The sequence below is a fragment of the Pseudoalteromonas sp. MMG033 genome, assembly GCF_057197785.1.
Map to the genome: position 1 here is coordinate 4,113,540 of NZ_CM170070.1, position 18,591 is coordinate 4,132,130.

At 40.3% G+C, this 18,591-nt stretch carries 12 protein-coding genes; 1 reads left to right on the forward strand and 11 read right to left on the reverse strand.

What is annotated here, in order from left to right; translation table 11 throughout:
* Positions 1-27: 27 nt before the first annotated feature.
* The 4 genes from AC2CZC_RS17905 to AC2CZC_RS17920 form a co-directional block, all read right to left on the reverse strand.
* Entirely contained in the window at positions 28-534 is a 507-nt protein-coding gene (locus tag AC2CZC_RS17905) for a GNAT family N-acetyltransferase (RefSeq protein WP_484582841.1), read from the reverse strand.
* Between the two features lie 99 nt (positions 535-633).
* Complete coding sequence (locus AC2CZC_RS17910; RefSeq protein WP_484582842.1) at positions 634-1,074, reverse strand: GNAT family N-acetyltransferase; 441 nt, start codon at positions 1,072-1,074, stop codon at positions 634-636.
* 210 nt (positions 1,075-1,284) lie between these two features.
* The gene (locus AC2CZC_RS17915; RefSeq protein WP_484582843.1) at positions 1,285-6,954 is read right to left on the reverse strand and encodes a leucine-rich repeat domain-containing protein; all 5,670 of its coding nucleotides are present in this window, start codon (positions 6,952-6,954) and stop codon (positions 1,285-1,287) included.
* Between the two features lie 352 nt (positions 6,955-7,306).
* The gene (locus tag AC2CZC_RS17920) at positions 7,307-7,630 is read right to left on the reverse strand and encodes a GNAT family N-acetyltransferase (protein ID WP_484582844.1); all 324 of its coding nucleotides are present in this window, start codon (positions 7,628-7,630) and stop codon (positions 7,307-7,309) included.
* A gap of 418 nt (positions 7,631-8,048) precedes the next feature.
* On the opposite strand from AC2CZC_RS17920, the gene AC2CZC_RS17925 reads away from it, so the two are divergent.
* Entirely contained in the window at positions 8,049-9,320 is a 1,272-nt protein-coding gene (locus AC2CZC_RS17925; RefSeq protein ID WP_484582845.1) for an O-acetylhomoserine aminocarboxypropyltransferase/cysteine synthase family protein, read from the forward strand.
* Between the two features lie 122 nt (positions 9,321-9,442).
* Here the strand turns inward: AC2CZC_RS17925 and AC2CZC_RS17930 are convergent, their stop codons facing one another.
* The 7 genes from AC2CZC_RS17930 to AC2CZC_RS17960 all read right to left on the reverse strand — a co-directional run bounded on the left by AC2CZC_RS17930 (position 9,443) and on the right by AC2CZC_RS17960 (position 18,498).
* Complete coding sequence (locus tag AC2CZC_RS17930; protein ID WP_484582846.1) at positions 9,443-10,048, reverse strand: DNA-3-methyladenine glycosylase I; 606 nt, start codon at positions 10,046-10,048, stop codon at positions 9,443-9,445.
* 4 nt (positions 10,049-10,052) lie between these two features.
* Positions 10,053-10,343, reverse strand: coding sequence for a YciI family protein (locus tag AC2CZC_RS17935; protein WP_484582847.1), 291 nt, complete (start codon positions 10,341-10,343; stop codon positions 10,053-10,055).
* A 406-nt stretch (positions 10,344-10,749) separates the two neighbouring features.
* On the reverse strand, positions 10,750-11,049 hold the full coding sequence (locus AC2CZC_RS17940; protein ID WP_484582848.1) for a hypothetical protein: 300 nt from the start codon (positions 11,047-11,049) through the stop codon (positions 10,750-10,752).
* Positions 11,050-11,186: 137 nt separating this feature from the next.
* Positions 11,187-12,287, reverse strand: coding sequence for an NAD(P)/FAD-dependent oxidoreductase (locus AC2CZC_RS17945; protein ID WP_484582849.1), 1,101 nt, complete (start codon positions 12,285-12,287; stop codon positions 11,187-11,189).
* 11 nt (positions 12,288-12,298) lie between these two features.
* Positions 12,299-14,488: a LodA/GoxA family CTQ-dependent oxidase gene (locus tag AC2CZC_RS17950; protein WP_484582850.1), complete on the reverse strand. Its 2,190-nt coding sequence runs from the start codon at positions 14,486-14,488 to the stop codon at positions 12,299-12,301.
* A gap of 396 nt (positions 14,489-14,884) precedes the next feature.
* Positions 14,885-15,997 (reverse strand): tryptophan 7-halogenase, encoded by a 1,113-nt coding sequence (locus AC2CZC_RS17955; protein ID WP_484582851.1) that lies wholly within the window; start codon positions 15,995-15,997, stop codon positions 14,885-14,887.
* 50 nt (positions 15,998-16,047) lie between these two features.
* Positions 16,048-18,498, reverse strand: a complete 2,451-nt coding sequence (locus AC2CZC_RS17960) for a LodA/GoxA family CTQ-dependent oxidase (protein WP_484582852.1) — start codon at positions 18,496-18,498, stop codon at positions 16,048-16,050.
* Positions 18,499-18,591: the final 93 nt, after the last annotated feature.

The window sequence follows — 18,591 nt, forward strand, 5'->3', positions numbered from 1 at the left end:
CAGTCTAACCTGTGTTGCTAGCGATGTTTAAAACGTCTCTATGCTCAATACGTAATTGAGGTGTCGCTCATTGTTTAACACAAAATACGTCTCGCCAATGATTTTAAAATTATGACGTTTATAAAAAGCCAAGGCGCGCTCGTTTTTGTGAAAAACAGTTAACCAAAGCTTAGTGTGTCCAGCGTTTTTGCAAGTATTAATGGCAGCATTAAGCAATTTTCTGCCTAAGCCTTTGCCTGTAAACGGCTCTTGAATATACAGTCTATCTAATTCAGGACTGGGTGTTGATGTAATTGGGCAAGTGGCCGAATAATCCAAAGATACTAGCCCTGTAAGATTGCTCGCGTTTTCACAAAGAATATATTGATAACTATTATCCTTGATTTTATTTGCGATATTTTCAGCGGTAAACTCACTCAAAACATACGCTGAAATTGCATCGTTTACTCCATCAAGGGCATAATTGTGAAGCCAAACCTGCGCCGACAATGCGGCGATATTTGCACTGTCTTTTAATGTTGCTTCTCTATACATAGTCCTTTACCTCTACACAAGTGTACCTAATTGTATTTATCACTTTCTAAGTTATTTATAAATAACCATAAAGTAAAGGCAGCCTGATCAAACCACACACTACACGTAGCGCTTTAGCTTTCTACCAGTAAATTCAAAACCACACTTTTGATAAAACGCAAATGTCCCGTCCCATTGCGCATTTGGCGGCGCTGATACGTCGACTCTCGACCAGTTATGCTCCTTTGCAAGAGTGATTATTTCATCAATCACTTTAGACCCTACCCCATTTGCACGGTGATCTGGGCTGACCCAAAGCTCATTGATGATCCCATAACGGCCACTGGCAAAAAATGAAAAAGACTCCGATAAGGTAAAAAATGCCATAGCTTGATCATCTATTTTTACCTCATATGCAGTGTGCCCATGCGCAGGTAAGGCTTCAAATATGCTATCAAACTCAGCGGATGTCGGGACTTTTGCCTCACCAAATAACTCTGAATAGAGTTTACTGATATATGATTTAATAAGGTTTTCATCTGTAATAACGCTAATCTGCATACATTCATTCCTTTTAAGCGTATTAAATTGGTTATTGAGCCTGAGAAAACAGGTATTACTCAACATAACACAAAACGGCATAGAAACTATGAAAGAAAAAGGCGTTTTAACCACGATGTATCGTGCAGGTGGGTATGATTGAAAACGCCAGATTTATCACATTTTCAAATAAGAATATAGTGAATTTGGGGGCACAGGCCCCCAAATTAATTATTGATAAACTTGTACATTATTGCTTTGAATATACTGCAATAGTTCATCGCTAATAGTCGTATCAAATAACCAGAACGTTGGATTCATTGTTGATATATGCTCAACACCAGTTATATTTCCCAGTGTATTGTTTGAGAAGTGCAAAAACTGTAAGTTTGTTCCCTGAGGTATATGCAACTCAGTCACATTTGTATTTGATAGACTTAAATCATTCAAATAGGTCATGCTCTCGTTAAACTCAAACTTTGTTAATGGGTTTCCATCTAGGTTAACATTATATAAAGTCTGTAATTCTCCAAATTTAACCTCAATAAGTTTTGCCTCGGCAGCGTTTAGTGAAGATAGATTCTCATTGCTTTCTAAGCTTAAGCTCGTCAAAGGAGTAGAAGCAACTTCCAAAGAACGTAACTGCTCAAAGTAGCTCAAATCTAGAGCTTCAATTTTCGTATGATTGAGTGTCAAGTAAGACAAGGCGTAGGTACCAGGTTCAACATCTAAACGGGCTAGATGTGAATTAGACGCGTCAAGTGACGTCAGCAATGAATTTCCACCAAGCTCTAGCAAAGTGATTGGCGTTTCGCTTAAATCGATAAACTCAATATCATCAAAATTACGTAAATCCAACGCAGTCAGTGCAGAGTGTTGAGCATATATACTTTGTATTTTATGTGCTGTTGTCACACCTGAAATACGCTCTATTTTACTCCACTCGATATTCAATGAACTTAGCTCAACATTATTAGTTAAATCCAAATGTGTTAGGGTTGAACTTCTGATTGATAAGCTTTTTAAACTAACCTGATTAGACAAATCTAGTTCACTGATCAATGCACCCTCTATCTGTAAATTCTCTAATGTGCTGTGTGTGGGTAGTGCAATGCTTGTCACTGACGAACCATCAAGTAATCGTAAGTCATTCAAACTATCGAAACCACGTAAATTTAAATCAGTAAAATCGCCACCTGAAAAATCCAGTGATTCTAATTGCGTCAAATTTTCAAGGTCAGCAAGCGCCTGCCCAGATAAACTAACGTTATTAAAAGACATTGACGTTAAAAATTTAAACTGCTCTATTCCATTAAAATTATCAATTTTAAGGTTTTCATCAGAATGTGCGTAACAATAAAAATAGTTCGAATATTGTGGAAAGATATTGCCTTGGTTTTCTAAGCAAGCTTTAAAGGCTGGATCTTCAATACCCAGCGAATCAAGTATAGGTTGCCCATTATCCTGCTCAAACGACACCTTCAATGTGCAATCAGACACAAGCGAAGGTACAACAATACCAATCTCAGAAATACTACTTTCCCATACGAAACGCGCATTACACCCATCAAAGTCAGCAATGCGATAACCTTCATCAGCCAATAGTGTCATGTGAGTATCATTATAAAAAGGTACATTTTCTAATGATGCACCAGTGTTGACCACTCCACCTTGACTGACATCTAGCGTAATATCAAAACCTGGGGTTTGGTATAACCAAGTTTGTTCAATCCCTTGCTCACAACTTTGGCCGTCTTGATATACGCATACCTTAATGCCATTAGGTATATGCATAACGGGTGCAATCCAATAAGCGCCTTGCGGGGTTTGTTGATAAAACTTCCCGTCAATGAATTTTGCAGCCCCGCTTGTTTCGTTAAAGATTGATGAAGTGTCCCAGCTATTTTTTTCCTCATCAAAGTATCTGTAGTATATGTCTCCTGCTACATACCTCTCACCTTTTAGGTAGTAAAAGCTAAATCTATCTAATGCACTTGGAATAAATTGCTCAACATGCATGTCGGAGCTGTGTTCAGCGATATGATATTCACCATTACTTTTTGCTAGTAACACCAACCCATTATTTTTAGACAATACCTTAAATCGCTCTGATTGCTCTACTATGCAAAACGTTGGGTCGGTCTCACACTCTGGAGAGTAATCGAGATAATACCTGACAACAAAAGCATTCTCGTCCAGTTGAACATCACCAAACTTAGCATACTTATTTACTGATGCGTCTTCATTTATAACAAAGCCATGATACACGCTTGACTCAGGGCTCCGCTTAAAGCGCCACTGCCCAGCGAGTTTTTCAATAGTTAATGGCTCATCCATTGCTTTTGCCATGATGCCTATTCCGTTTTGGAAATAGCTATTACCATCAAACCAATGAGAGTCTCGAGTCTCTATTTGAATAAAACCATTATGCTGATTAACAGGCTTTAAAATATAAGTGTCGAAAGTATTATCTAGAGAAGTTAATTTCAATTGCCCTAATTCATCTACTTCCCAGCTCAATTGTACTTGGCTAGTTTGAAAACCTTGCTCTGAGAAAGCTTTTAACAACGCCTGACCATCTGCTGCAATCTCAATTTCATAATATGTATATGAATTTTGATATACAAAAACCCAATTTCCTTCCCAGTTAGTCACCTCCTGAACTTCTTCCCCTGCAAAATCTTTATGGAGAACAGGGCCAAGTTCAAAACCTATACCATCATGACTTTCACCTTCATCAAGTGCCCAAACTAAAGACTTGTCATCTAAATAGCTAAACTCCAAGGCATTAATAGGTTGATAAAGGTCACTTTCAGTTAAAACATCCGCATAGTAACTTGCGAAATTAACTGAAAAAATGTATTCAAACTCAGCACGAGTATGATACTCAGATAAATTATCCCAAACGAAATTTATCCTATGTGTGTAATCAGCGCTTTCATTAAATCTATAAACCCCTTCTCCATTAGGGTTAAATTTCAATTCATGTAGCAGGGGGAGATATAAAGACGAATCATATAAAATATGTTGACCATATACTGGTAGCTTTTCTTCAAACGTTGCTTCGATTTCACATGCACCGAAATACTTTTCTGTATGAGAAAATTCAGTTGGAATATCTTCTAAAGCTACAGAGTAGTCTTGACCACATATGTTTAGAGCAGAAATATAGTAGCCTTCATCTGCTAATACTCGAAGGCCAATACTCTCGCCAAGAGGAACATTTTCTGTACGTAAATCTATACGGCCAGATCCATTGGTTTTAGTTGTAACAGGAAAGGTGACCGGCGTTGTCGTATAAACGGAGGTATTTGATTCATCACATGCGGCAGTGAGCTCCGATTTTAAGCATATGGCATAAGTTTGGTAACCAAGCTCAGTGACTTCAAGGAAAAATTTGCTATTGTCATACGGTGACGTTAACTCATAGTAGCCTTCTCGCTTTTCAAATGAATAATAGTCAGATCTCTCTTGGTTGATGAACCTTAGGGATAACTCGCAAGGCTTATCTTCATAACAAAAATTAACATTAGTTATGATATTTCCATTTTCGCTATATAAATTAATTTCACTTTCTGACAACGCATCATCAAAAGACAACAGTAGCCCCTGTTTGTCTGTTACTTCGATAAACTTTATCATCTCAAAAGCATAATCGCGGTCTAGGAGATTGAGAGTATAATTAACTGCGATTTTATCGCCAGAAACAGCTAATAACTTATAAGAGTATTCAGTAGTACGAACACATAACTCGCTATTTTCACAAGCCATATACCTTCTTTTCCCATCAAAAGAATAGGTATATGATACGAGCTTTCCGGATTCTAGCGAATACTGCCTCCCAGTGCTAAGACCATAATGAACCAACCCCTGTTCATCAAGTCTAAATACATTATTGTGAATGTCTTTTAACCTTACCCAAGTACGTTGATAATCAAATGTATCAAAACTTACATCTTGATGCTTAACCATATACGCGTTATAGGATTGAGTTATTTGGTCATTTTCTATGGTGTGACCCATAAAATGATAACCAAAATCATTATGCGCAATAAGCTGCAATATTTGTATTCTGTTACCTTGTTGAAAGGTAAGTTCATTCCCCGAGATTTGCCACTTGCTTTGCTCTGAGCTTTGTAAATTTGTAGCTATACCGTTCTCATCAAACTCATACTCATAGTATAGGTCTTCTGTCGCGTCGATTATTTTATGTAATGACCAAGTTCCCTCCAATGTAGGCTGAGACAATTGCGCGAAGCTACTTTTTGTATAAGTTTGAGAGTGAAAAGAGAACTGACGGGTCTGTAACTTTGAATCCACATAAGCATCGCCAATAAAGGTAACGGTTGCAGAGTTAAAGTGCGCATTTTGCGCGTAGAAATCTAACTCGATACGATTAAGTTCTAGAAAGTGGTATTCATCCATATAAGCGTTGTAATTGAGTGTAGCAGGCTCTAAAAAAGTAACTACAACACGATTATTTTCACGCTCCCAAGACACTTTATGTCGCTCGTTTAATATATAATAACCAGTATTATCGTCGTTCAGCTCAAGACCGAAGTAAATACCATATTGAAAATCAGGTTCAGTTACCCACAAAACTTCATCTAAGATGATCTCAGCGGGCTGCAGTAAATCAGCGTCCGACTTCAAAGCATCGATAGTGCGCTCAATGAGCTCAGGCTGCTCTTCTTTTAATTGGGCAAGGTACTGAGTAGCGACATTTTCGTCCTTCACCAATTCTAACGTTGTAGCATACCCGTCAGGCAGGTCTACTGTGTCATTATCTACAATCGCTTTGAGCAAAGTTGCAATATCTAACTTTTCTTTGGCACTGACACTAAGTTTACGTTGCTCAAGAAGCTCATTAGAATTAAATGCATCGTCAAATTTAGACAATAATACAAACTCAGCAGTTGTCACATTGGTTACATTTACACCAAATTTTTCTTCTGCATCAAGAACTTCATCATCGCCAGCTGCTAAGCTAAGTTGAGACAAAGACCCTAGCTGCGAGACAAACTCAACAAAGCTTTGTTTATCTTGACCTGTTGCGCTCAGCTTCACTAATTCATTTGCATACGCCTCTTCACCTTGCTCTAAATTGATAGCAAGCGTGTATTCGCCAAGACTATTTGCGACTGCCGTAAATGCCTTATCACCAATCTGCGCTTTAACATTGGCGTTTTCAATAGGCTGATCTGTTACCTTGCCCGATATTTTTAATTGTTGTTCAAATGCCTTAATCACAACCGAAGTAGATGATGTCGCCTTGCCGCCTGTCTCATCTGTGACAGTCAGATTAAAAGTGATCGGAATATCTTCGTTGATATCACCACTGCTTATTACAAGTGTATCGGTATCTGTACCAATCACTTCAACATAATCTGGTGCATTGCTCGTCCACTCATAAGACGTAATTTCTTTACTCGTTGAAACACCAGCCTTTACAGAAAAGGAGGATTGCTCGATGGCATGTTCTTGTGCCTCAATTGTCAAAACAGGGGTGTCAATGAATGTCACCAAATGAGTCGCTGTTGCTGTTGCACCTTGTTCGTCTGACACGGTGACAGAAAATGTGATCGCCGTGTCCTTTACTAAATCATTGCTGCGTGCGGTAATACTGGCGTTGTTTTCACCATCGACGGCAATCGCCGAACCTCCATCATGTGACCATGTATAGCTCAGCAATTGACTCTCTTTATCATGTCCATTTGCAACCAAACTAATAGCTTGCATCTCATCTGAATGCATTTGCCCTTCAATAGACACCACCGGTACACTATTAACAACAACTGGCTGTGTTATACCTTCTTCCTTCGTATCTGAAGATCCGCCACCGCAACCTGACATTATGCCTATCAAGCCTGCGAGGCAAATCTTACTTACCGCACTATTCAATTGCAATTTCCTCACCAATGTTTACAAAAAAGGCGCAGGATACACACAGCATAAGAAATGTTCAAGATTTAGATGTGAGCAGTAAGATGGTAGTCTGTTTGCTTTTCAGACATGTGCTTTTCTTTTAATATAAATTTCAGACAGATAATAGTTATATTCAATATACTATTACAGGCTGTAATTAACCTACTATTGATGGATTTGTTGCACTTTTATACCACTGAAAAGATTACTCCCTATGGACTTGCGAAGCTTAATCACCAATAGTGAGCAATGTAAAGGCTTCTTTCAAGGATCTTAAAGGGAGCTTTAAGTCAGTGAATGACGTGATATGAACCAATGACTACTAAAACTACTTAATGAATTTACACATACCATGACCTAAAGGCATACCCGTTCTTTGACCATAGCCGTAACGTGCGTAAAACGACTCTTTCCCTCTCGCTGACATAAGACCAATCGTTGCGCCTTTTGAAGCATTATCAGCCAACCAACTTTCAATCTGCGCCATCAACATACCGCCTATCCCTGTTTGTTGATAATTTGGATGTACTGCGAGATCTTGAATATAGAAAAATAAGGCGCCATCACCTATAACCCTGCCCATTCCAACAAGCTTTGAGTCTACCCGCGCAGTAACATGAAATAGCGACTGCTCCAAACTCAATGCCGCCATATTTAAATCTGTATCACCCCAACCAACATCAGTGCGTAATTATACAAACTCTTTGGCTGAAGGCCCAATCGCGTTGATTTTCACTTTCATATCGCTTTCCCTATTTTAGATAGATAACAATTGTAATGTTGCTCCATGACTTATTTTACTTGCAACATCGGAACGAGCTGTTGTCATGCCAGCAAATTATCCAACTCACACACCTTAGAGATACCAGACCATAGACTAATTCGTATTTTTTCTCTCTTCAGTTCAACTGTCTCTTTGAGTTATCTCAACGTCCAAAAAGTATGCTATGTTCAATTTGGATTTTTTAAAGTTGATATAACGAAGACATCTTAAAATGCTAAATAGAGCAAGATTATCATCACAATAGTCAGGCGTTTATATCAATTACACTTAAGTTAGGGAGAGTTTTGTGAAATTAGAATCAATCGCTTTACATGAAGGATATACATCCGAGCCCACAACCAAATCTGCGGCAGTGCCCATTTATCAAACAACCTCATATACTTTTGATAACACAGAACATGGTGCTGACCTATTTAACCTCGCAGTACCTGGCAATATTTACACACGGATCATGAATCCAACCAATGATGTGCTAGAAAAACGCGTTGCGGCAATGGAAGGCGGTATCGGCGCATTAGCGGTGTCATCAGGCATGGCTGCAATTACATACGCAATACAATGCCTCACTGAGGTTGGCGACAATATCATTAGTACCAGCCAACTCTATGGAGGCACATATAACCTATTTGCTCACTCATTGCCAAGGCAAGGCGTTCAAGTCAAGATGGTTTCTTATGATGACTTTGATGGCTTCGAAGCTGCAATTGATAGCAACACTAAAGCTGTTTTTTGTGAGTCCATAGGTAATCCCGCAGGCAATATCGTCGATATCAGCCGTATTGCAGAAATAGCGCACAAACACGGTGTACCAGTTATTGTAGACAATACGGTAGCAACCCCTTATTTGTGCCGCCCTTTTGAGCTGGGCGCAGATATTGTCGTACATTCATTAACGAAATATATGGGCGGCCATGGTACGACAATTGGCGGCATCATTGTTGACTCAGGTAAATTTGATTGGATTGCAAATAAAGAACGGTTTGCAGTCATGAACGAGCCCGATCCTTCTTATCATGGCGTGGTATACACGGAAGCTTTTGCTGAAGCGGCTTATATTGGCCGATGTCGTGTTGCCCCGCTGAGAAACACCGGCGCAGCACTATCACCGATGAACGCATTTCAAATTCTTCAAGGTATAGAAACCCTTGGGCTAAGAATGGATCGTCATTGTGAAAACGCGCAAAAATTAGCGGAATATTTACAACAGCACCCAAAAATCGAATGGGTTAATTACGCCGCCCTTGCAAGCAGCCCAGATCATGATGCCTGTCATAAAATTACTGGCGGCAAAGCTTCTGGGATTTTAAGTTTTGGCATCAAAGGTGGTATTGAAGCCTGTACTCGATTTATCGATGCTTTAAATATGATCCTGCGGTTGGTCAATATTGGTGATGCAAAATCATTAGCTTGCCACCCTGCGTCAACTACACATAGACAGTTAAATAAAGCAGAGTTGGCTTCAGCTGGTGTAAGTGAAGATCTCGTTCGTATTTCAGTGGGTATAGAGCATATCGATGACATCATTGCAGATGTATCGCAAGCGCTAGATAAATCGTAACATACTGATATAACTAGCATTAATTATTTTTCATTGTGCAATCGCATGTAAAGCTGAGTTAATGGTTTTTAACTCAGCTTTAAGTCATTAAACGATTTCTAGATTGAAACACATCAAGGTAATTACGGTCTTTTAAATTGCTGACGCGCTTTTTCAACCTTGGATCTGATAATACACTCTGCAGCATGATCATTAATCAACCCCATTGCCTGCATAAAAGCATACACTGTTGTAAGGCCTACAAACTCCCAACCTCTTTTTTTCAAATCTTTCGCTATCGCTTTAGACACATCTGAAGTCGATTGCGTTTGTGGCTCATTCATACTTTCAGGTGATGGTTCATAACGCCAAAAGTAGGCTGCGAGCGATCCCATCTCAGCGACCATTTCTTGGGCTTTTTTCGCATTATTAATAGTGGCTTCTATTTTTCCGCGATGGCGAACGATGCCTTGATCCGATAGTAATCGCGTAATGTCTGCATCAGTAAAATCCGCAATTTTATTAAAGTCGAACCCTATGAATGCTCGTCGAAAATTCTCTCGCTTTGCTAATATTGTTCTCCAGCTTAAACCAGATTGAAAACTTTCAAGACACAGTTTTTCAAATAGGCGAATATCATCACCGACAGGAAAACCCCACTCTGTATCATGGTAGTCAATAAATTCAGGGACAGAGGCCGTCCACTTGCAACGCTTTTGGCCATCTTCACTTGTTACTATTGCACTCATACAATCATTGACCCAACAAGAATGACAGCCTTTCGTCCGTCTTTTTAGGATCTATTTCTAAAATTTCAGCAGCAACGACATTTGCAGCCACAAAAGGATCTGCATTAACTCGTGTTTGTAAGTCTTCAAGGGATGTATTATGCGCAATCACAGATCCTCCAAGCCCAGGTTGCAAACTTCCCACCAGTATAAATACGCCATCATCAAAACCTTGCTTAATCCATTGATTATGCGCACTCATATACTCGCTGGCTTGAGATTTATTATCTGAAAACTTAAGCAGCACAACAAACATTTTTCATCCTTATATTATTTGTAATTTTGGAGTAGACTGAATTGCTCAACCAAAAACTGGTTATTTATACAGTATTGGTACAGAAACAAAAAAGCAAGCATTTATACAGACAGATGTTAAAAAAGTGCTTTTCATCACGAAGGGAATTCTAAAAAAGACAAGGGTATTTCAATTAAAAGACTAGGTTACAAAAAAGGAAAAGTTCACTTTATATAGTACATCACTGTGCATCAATTAACGCCTAATAATTTATAAGCAACACGTTAAAGGCTATCCGTTTGAGTTATAAATCTAGATCATGGCTAATTAACATAAAAGATATTTACCACCAAAAATGGTAAATATCCTTACTGAATTACAAATTGAGCTGCTCGCGAAAACTTAACAGCATCAAACTAACTGTGCTTTAGTCTTTTCTTCGGGCGCGAATATAAGCACTGGCTACAAGAATATTACAAAAATGCGCTACATCGCTGTAATTTCGCAAGGAGTATACTCCCCTGCCGTACTGGCCGTCAGAATCAGCATCCCCTGCTTCCCATTGATGTACTTGAATGTACCCAGACGAGCTGCTTGCGACTATTCTGTATGCAACAGCATGATGATTATCAATAAATATTTCAAAAGTACGGCTACCCTCTGACATTTCATAGCCTTGCTCATGGCCAACCAATTTAATTTGTTCTACTGCAAAATCAAAATCCATTGTTATTTCCTTATCTAAAAATACGCATTTAATTAAAAGATGATCTGCTTGATATAGGCGCCAAGCGATTGCAAAACACCAATAGAGCCACAAGTTAAAAATTAACAAAACTTTAAATTAAATACACTTAAAAAGATCTAATATTGTCGTCTTTTCCAAAAGTCCGTATCGTACTGTGTAACACGCTGATACTCTTTGTTTTTGTCAATCACATAGGTTAGGAACTGCTCATGCATAAGCTGCTGATATTGCGCTAAAGAGTCTTGTTCCTGCGCCATGGCTTGAACTATCGCTGTTGCACCATAATAGGCACTGCCCATCGCTGACGTGATCCCATAAGAAGAAAGTGGATCATAACTACAAGCCGCATCACCGATAGCTATCCACCCTTCTCCAACGCAACTCGCTAGACAGGAAGAGTAAGAAGAAATCGCTTTAAATTCAGTTGTTCTTTCTAGGTCGCACAGGGCTAAATAAGGCTTTAAATAAGTAAGCTCATTTGCATGATGCAGCAATGCAGAATGTGATTTAGGCATATCTAAATCATTATCTGTAAAAAAGCATAATGTCGCCATTGTTTGTGAAAACGGTGCCAAATACCACCAACCATTCGGGCTGCTTTTTATCACCGCTGTTTGCTTGCCCATCAGCGCTCTGCCATCGTGATGTAAATATGTGCAACATGCCATTAAAGCGTCCGCTTTTTTTTCTGCAATATTAAGCTTTCGAGTTAATACCCGAGCACGCCCTGTTGCATCCACAATATAACTGGCAGTCAAATACTGCTTTTGGTTGGTATTAGGAAATACCCGCTCTGTGCTTTTTAATTGCAGCTGCCACTTATTATTATCGCGGCCAATGTCTATTAATCTGGTATTCCAGAAAAAATCCACACCCGCCGCCAAAGCTGCTCTGAATAAACTGTTATCAAACCGTTCTCTATTTAAAATCCATCCTGTTCCGTATGGACTGGCAATTAGGTTTCGCTCGTAACGGCCTTCTCTATCCCAGTCGACTTCATACCCTTGCAATTCAAAATGGCCATCACGGCAAAATTGCTCAAATAAATTTAATTCAGATAAAATCGGTTGTATTGTTCCATGAACACACTCTCCAAAGCTTTGCTTTTGTCTCGAGTTTTTATCCACAACCGCAACTTTAACGCCGTTTTTAGCGAGCACAAGTGCTGCGGTAATACCCGCAACACCTGCACCCATAATGACTACTTGATAATTCATTGACGTCATAACTATCGCTGATTTTGACGCGTGATAATTTTGCGCGGTGGAAGATTTTGCTTGGCCGCTTTGCTCTCTTCCTTATCCAGTTGATTTATCGCATCTTCAGACTCAGCGCTGGCGCCTTGTCCACTCTCTAGCCCCGCCAGTTGCTGTATATTAAGAAGCTGTCGATAACTGGCATCTTTAACTAAATAGCGTTCGTCTACTTGAGATTCAACCCAAACTTCATTAACCTCTGTTCCCTCAAGTGAGATAGGACTTTTAATGGGCTTTTTAACGACAATCCCCATTTTATCCCAGTTATCAACCATCTTAACTCTGGGGTTTTCTTGGTTTTCTCGCAAAAATCTTAGCCAGTCTTGGCGATAGCTGAAGTACTTGAAGCGCTGAACTTCTGATAGTTCATGGTTATCAAGTTGCTGAAATGATCGCTGACTCATCACCTGATTCGGTACCCTCGCCGACCAATATGTAATTGTCGGTAAATACTGCGCCGGATCGTAATCTTGATTAGAACGACAGCTCCCCTCATCAGATTGCCAAGGCACGCCCATAAAACGAGTTAGTGTGCCCGGCCCACTGGCATTAAACATGTCTTTCAATGCAATATGAGGTGTTAAAACAGGCCCAAAGTAATCTTGCACCTCTTCATCTTTTGGCAAAATGTTCAGCCGCATTGGATCAAACTTGTCTTTCACATTCCACATACTCAAGCGGCGCATAAACCAAGTCAATTCAATTCCTGGGTGGAATGGCCCACCTAAGCATTGCTCAAGGTTCGTTTGTGTCAGTGCAAATGGGCGACGATTTACCGGCTCAATTGTCTCCAACGGATCGGTAATATTTTTCAGCGGCTTTAAATTACTTTTTGCGTTTTCCCCTTCAATGAAATCGCCGTCAGCCCACTTTTGCATATGATTATATTGCGTTTGCGTCAGACTAAGCCCCTTTAATGGCGAGTCGTTATCATCCCCATATAGATCACCGAAAATAGGCGGCAATTGAGATGCTTGTAATAATGCCTGCGACTTTTCAATGGCCTTATCTAGGTTTTCTTTGATGCCTTTTTTCAAAGCAGGATCAATATCTTCGCTGCCACCTTCCTTTATCAGCTCTTTTACAAGCTTTTTCCTTTGCGCTTTAGTGTCTTCCTCAGATAGGCGGAAAAGCTTAAAAACAGCGTCCCTGATAGGCTTATTAGAACCGCAATTTGATTTCAGCTTGTCTAAGAACATCGGGTTATTGAAGTTACCGGGAGAGCCATCACCAAACACCATAAAGTAGCCTAAATTCACCCCTTGATTTTCAACTAAGCTACTAAGGACTGGATAAATGTCACGATAAAATTCTGTTTTCGCAGAATATGAAGGAAGTTCATGTTTTCGGAGCATCAAGTCAGTGACAACGTCATACATGGTCACAACACCTGGCATATTCGGCGCAAAGTTGGGTGGCGTAACCGCCACCATAGCAGGCTCAGCTTCGACTTCTTCGCTATTAATGATGATTTTAGCGCGGACAGTGCCATCTGAGATATCGTCATGCCAATAATCATTATTAGCAAAAGTTTCAATCGGTTTTTGCTCATAACTACTAGAATGACCTCGACCACCAAGTACAAGCAATCTGCCCTGCTCATCAGTTCTCAATTCACCAAGGTAAACGGTTTTTTCTTGGCTTGTTCCGCCAAAGATGGTGCCATCATCAAAATGATATTCATTGCCTGATTTGTTTTTACCTTTAATCGTACGAGGTTTAGGATCAATGAGAAGCTGTTCTTTACGCTTTTTAAGGTCTTGGACGAACGCGTTTCTTAGTTCACAATCCCTTGAGGCATCACCCAAGTCCATTGCATCTTCGAACTTATAGTTGATTGATTTCCTGTTCGCTAACTGTACTTCCCACTTAATTGTGGCATCATCAGCAGTGATCTCACGTGTGACTTGACCACTGTCATTGACCTCAAAAATTCTAAAACGAGCCGCTTGTCGCTTTACCCTGCCTTTTTTATCTTTGTAATCTAACTCAACATCTGGGCGATTCGTGAGACTATAGTTTTCGTAACATGCTTTTAAGTTATTACCTGTATAGTTTGGGTTCACATCTTGATGCGGCACTTCAGGGCCTAGGAAGAAATCTGATTTCGAATTTCCTAACCGTGCAATACCAATGGCGGGATAAATATAATACTTAGCCATAGTCTTTCCTTACCTTTCAAATTAAATCAATACCGAACCATAAGCTGAAATAAACAGGAGGGAACAAATACAAGGTTTACTCAAGGATTTAACACCTTAACGCCCTTATGCATGAAGGAAAGTTTAAAAGGCAAGTTTTTATCAATAAAACTGCTTTTTCTATATTCCTTCATTGCTTAAAGGTAATAACCTTATTGATATAAGCTCACTCCAATTACCTCTGCATTTAAGCTCAGATAATCACTGCCTTTACTTTAGTTGATAGAATTTAATTAAAGTATTACAAAGCCTTACAAGGCATGGCTAACTAGCCATCTAGCACATCAAATGTAGATATTATCGACTGTGTTTATACGCATTAATAAGCTGGATTAATCCACTAGCTCCCAGCCAAATTTAGCCTACAACTTTAAGCACCTCTGGTGCTGAAAACTGTTGCTTACTTTGCCAAAACTTGGAGTCCGTGAATCGTTGCTCACGACGATAATGTCCTAGCAGCTCATTCAAATAGCTGTTGTAGATTTGCGTCATGGTTTCACTGTATTTGCCTAGTGCAGTTTGCTCGCCTTCAAATGCTTTATGTATTGCTTGTGCTGACTTTTCCGCCATATAAATTGCCGTTGTCATGCCATGAGAAGATAAGGGGTCAAACGACATCGCGGCATCCCCCGCGATGAGCCAATTATCGCCATGTAGTTGACTAATTATGTGACTACTCGCATTGAGTGTTTTTATATCAAATGGTTCTTGAGGTAGGACTTTTCTAAACCAGTGTGTCTGCTTGGCAATGCTATGCCAGTTCTCACATTGCTTTAGCTTACCAAAATCAGGTGTGAACTGATTACAAAAGATTGCCAGCATACTCTCGTGATCATTGATTTTTGAAACCAAGGTCCACCCATCTCTAAAGGCCTCAACAACCACCGCAGGCTGATTTTGTATCGGTGCTTTTAAACTAATGTTTGTCACAAATGCACTAAGCTTATCAAACGTATGCCGTTGCAAGCTCAACACTCTTGGCAAATAGCCCTGTCGCCCGCTTGCATCAAGTACAAAGCGCGCTTTGATCACTTGTTTATTTTGAGTATTAGCACAATTGATACTGCACTGCCAGCCTTGATCGACACGACAAACATCCTTTACTCTGCCGAGTAAGGTGGATTGTTTTGGGAATGTTGAGCGTATTTGTTCAATAAAAAACGGCTTGTCTACTTTCCAACCATGATGTGCCGCCACTAAAGGCGCTGTTTGCAGTAAAGGTGAGCCCCACGAAGACACCATACCCGTATGACGAATATGCGACCCTGACGTCAACAATTCAAAAAGCCCAATGCGCGCCAATAAAGGCTCTATGCTTGCCGGTAGGCTTTCAGCCAAACGAATTTTTGAGGAGAAACTTTCCTCCACCAGCACCACCTTATGACCGTGCTCAAGCAACAGCTTTGCGGCAACCGTACCAGTTATCCCACCCCCGATAATAAGACAGTCACACTCTAAAACATCGCTCATTTACTATTTCCTGTTTAAAGGCACCGAAGTGCCTTTTTCATGTATTAGGGTTAATCTTTGTCTGCTTCGCTATAGGCAACATAGACCACATTTGGGATACCTGAAGAACCTGGGTTTTCGACAGGTCTCGCCATCACCATGCCCATGTTTTTCCACTGACTCACCATTTGAATCAAGCCATTGGTGTAACCTCCTTCTGCATGGTAGCCAACAAAGCCAAGATCAGCCGTATGAAGCCACTCTAAACGTTGTGAGAATTGCTCCAACCTTAAGTGTTCAAAAGTCGACTCAGACATGCCCTGCGCAATGCTATGCGCCATACCATTAATTTCAGGTAAATCTGCAGATTGGCTGTCTTTAAACTTGTTATACCTTGCCAAAGGCAATACATGGACTGGCAAGTTGGCTGCCCACCACGACGGAATTGGGAAATCTTCTGGAGTGTAAACGGCTTGGCAACTTGCGGCATCAGACTGCCAAGGGATCCCCATCCACTTAGTCAAATCGCCCGGCGTATTTTGCCATAACCATGCTGAATCAGAGTTTGGAATAACGGACTCTGTGACGTTTTCGACCCCTATCGAGTAACCAAAGTCTTGATACATATTTTCAGACTTAAGGCCATTCGGATCTTGTTTAAGCCTAAACTCTCTTAAGCCCAGTAAACTGATATCAGGGGTGACACTACTTACAGCTTCATTTTGGCTGTAGATCAACGCATGGCGCATCGGCCAAGTTAATTCAACCCCTGGGTGAAACCCGCCCCCGTATAGCGCATCTAGTGCGGCGCGCGCGCACAATAGCGCACTGTTTGAAGAAGCTTTAAATTGCTCACTGTAAAAAACACCTAACTCTTCAATTGTGTTTGCACACTCTTTTTCAGCTTGAGTCACAGTAAACTTCCCTGCTGCCCAGTTTTGTAGATGTTGATACATAAAAGGAGGAATAGCAAACCACTGCATTGGACTACCCGGATAATCAACCCCGTCATTAGGGTAAAAAGGCAGTTTTAACGGGTAAGTCGCTGGGCGCTCTGCGATATTCGTTTTGTCCTTACTTGGGATGATACGGCTGTCACTCACCCAAATACTGCCACTTGTATTTGGATCATCGTCCGTCACGCCTTCATCAAACAGTGGGTTTCTAAACTGATTAAAGATCCCTTCACGTAGTGATTGAGCCGCAGCTGATGTATCTAATAACTGCGCAAATTTCAATTCGCTATTCAATTCACGAATTTGTGTATTAACGGCATTATCCGTAAAGTCCGCTTGATTCACCCATTGCATTCTGTACAAACGGTACAAAATTGGAAAAACATCGCTAAATTGTGTTTCTAATGTATTTAAATCGCCTTCTTTAAGTGCGGCGCCTGTGACCATGTCATACATAGTCACCAAAGGCTCAATTTGTGGCGCATAATCTGGTGGAGTCGTCGCTACCCAAGCGCTATTACTTTCATCATTAAGCTCAAAACAACCACCTTCTTTAAGTTCGACTAAAGCGGTTATACGACCATCGCAAATATCATCAAACCAATTTGAATTATCCGCAAAGTCTGTATTTAGCGATGATGGCGACAAGGCTTGTGATACGCCGTTGCCCGCATAAAAACGAAGTGTTCCATCTTCTGCACATTCAAGGCTGCCTTGCAATACGTTGTGACGCTCTTGCAGGTTGAGTAAGTCACTTAAACGATTTTTTTCATTTGGTTCATTTGCTGGAAACTTGCCGCGCAATGCAACTTGGCCATGATGTCCACTTGAAATACACCCTTGACTTGAGATCACCAACTGCTTTCTTAAGCCATTTGTAGTCACATTCGGATTGCGACGCTTTGCTGTCTGCGCTGGTGCGATACGATGTTTGCTGACATTTTTACTCAGATTGCCAGACCCTTCTGTTTGCAAAGATAGATCAAGCGCGTTGTTGTAGTCGTACCAAAAAGACTTTTTATTTGCCACCTCAACACGCCAAGTAACCTTATCGCCTTCGCCTAGTTGAAGCTTTTCGATTGGGTTGCCATGTTCATCACATTTATAGATATAAAAGTTTTGTGCCTGCTTTTTCACTGCATGCAAATAATGATCGCTCAACACTTTTAAGATGGCATCTTTTATTTGCTGTATAACTGAACAAACGTCACCCGAATTCTCTAACACAAGATTATCAAGGCTACGTGAAATCTGCGTTTTTGGCACTAAATGAGATAAATCAAGTAGCTCTGTGACTGTTTCAATATCATCTTGAGCGAGCTTGGATGTCTTTTCTTCATTCAAGCTTTTATGAATTTGGCTAATGGCTTGTTTGGTTTTATTACCAAAACACGACTCTACCAGTGTAACCAGCTCATGCTCGGTCACCAAATATTGAACATTGGTGTCATACAGATGCGCCCAAGGTACTTCAGGAGTCGATATAGATAACGACTTTATTGCAGGACCATTTCCTACTCTAGCAATACCCAATGGCGGATAAATTTTATATTGGCAATTTGACATGGTTTGTCCTTAATTAAATTAAGTTTGAAGCACAACTGACCGAGCCAAAACATAACAAGCAATAAACACGCGTTATATCAAACTCGGTTTTTA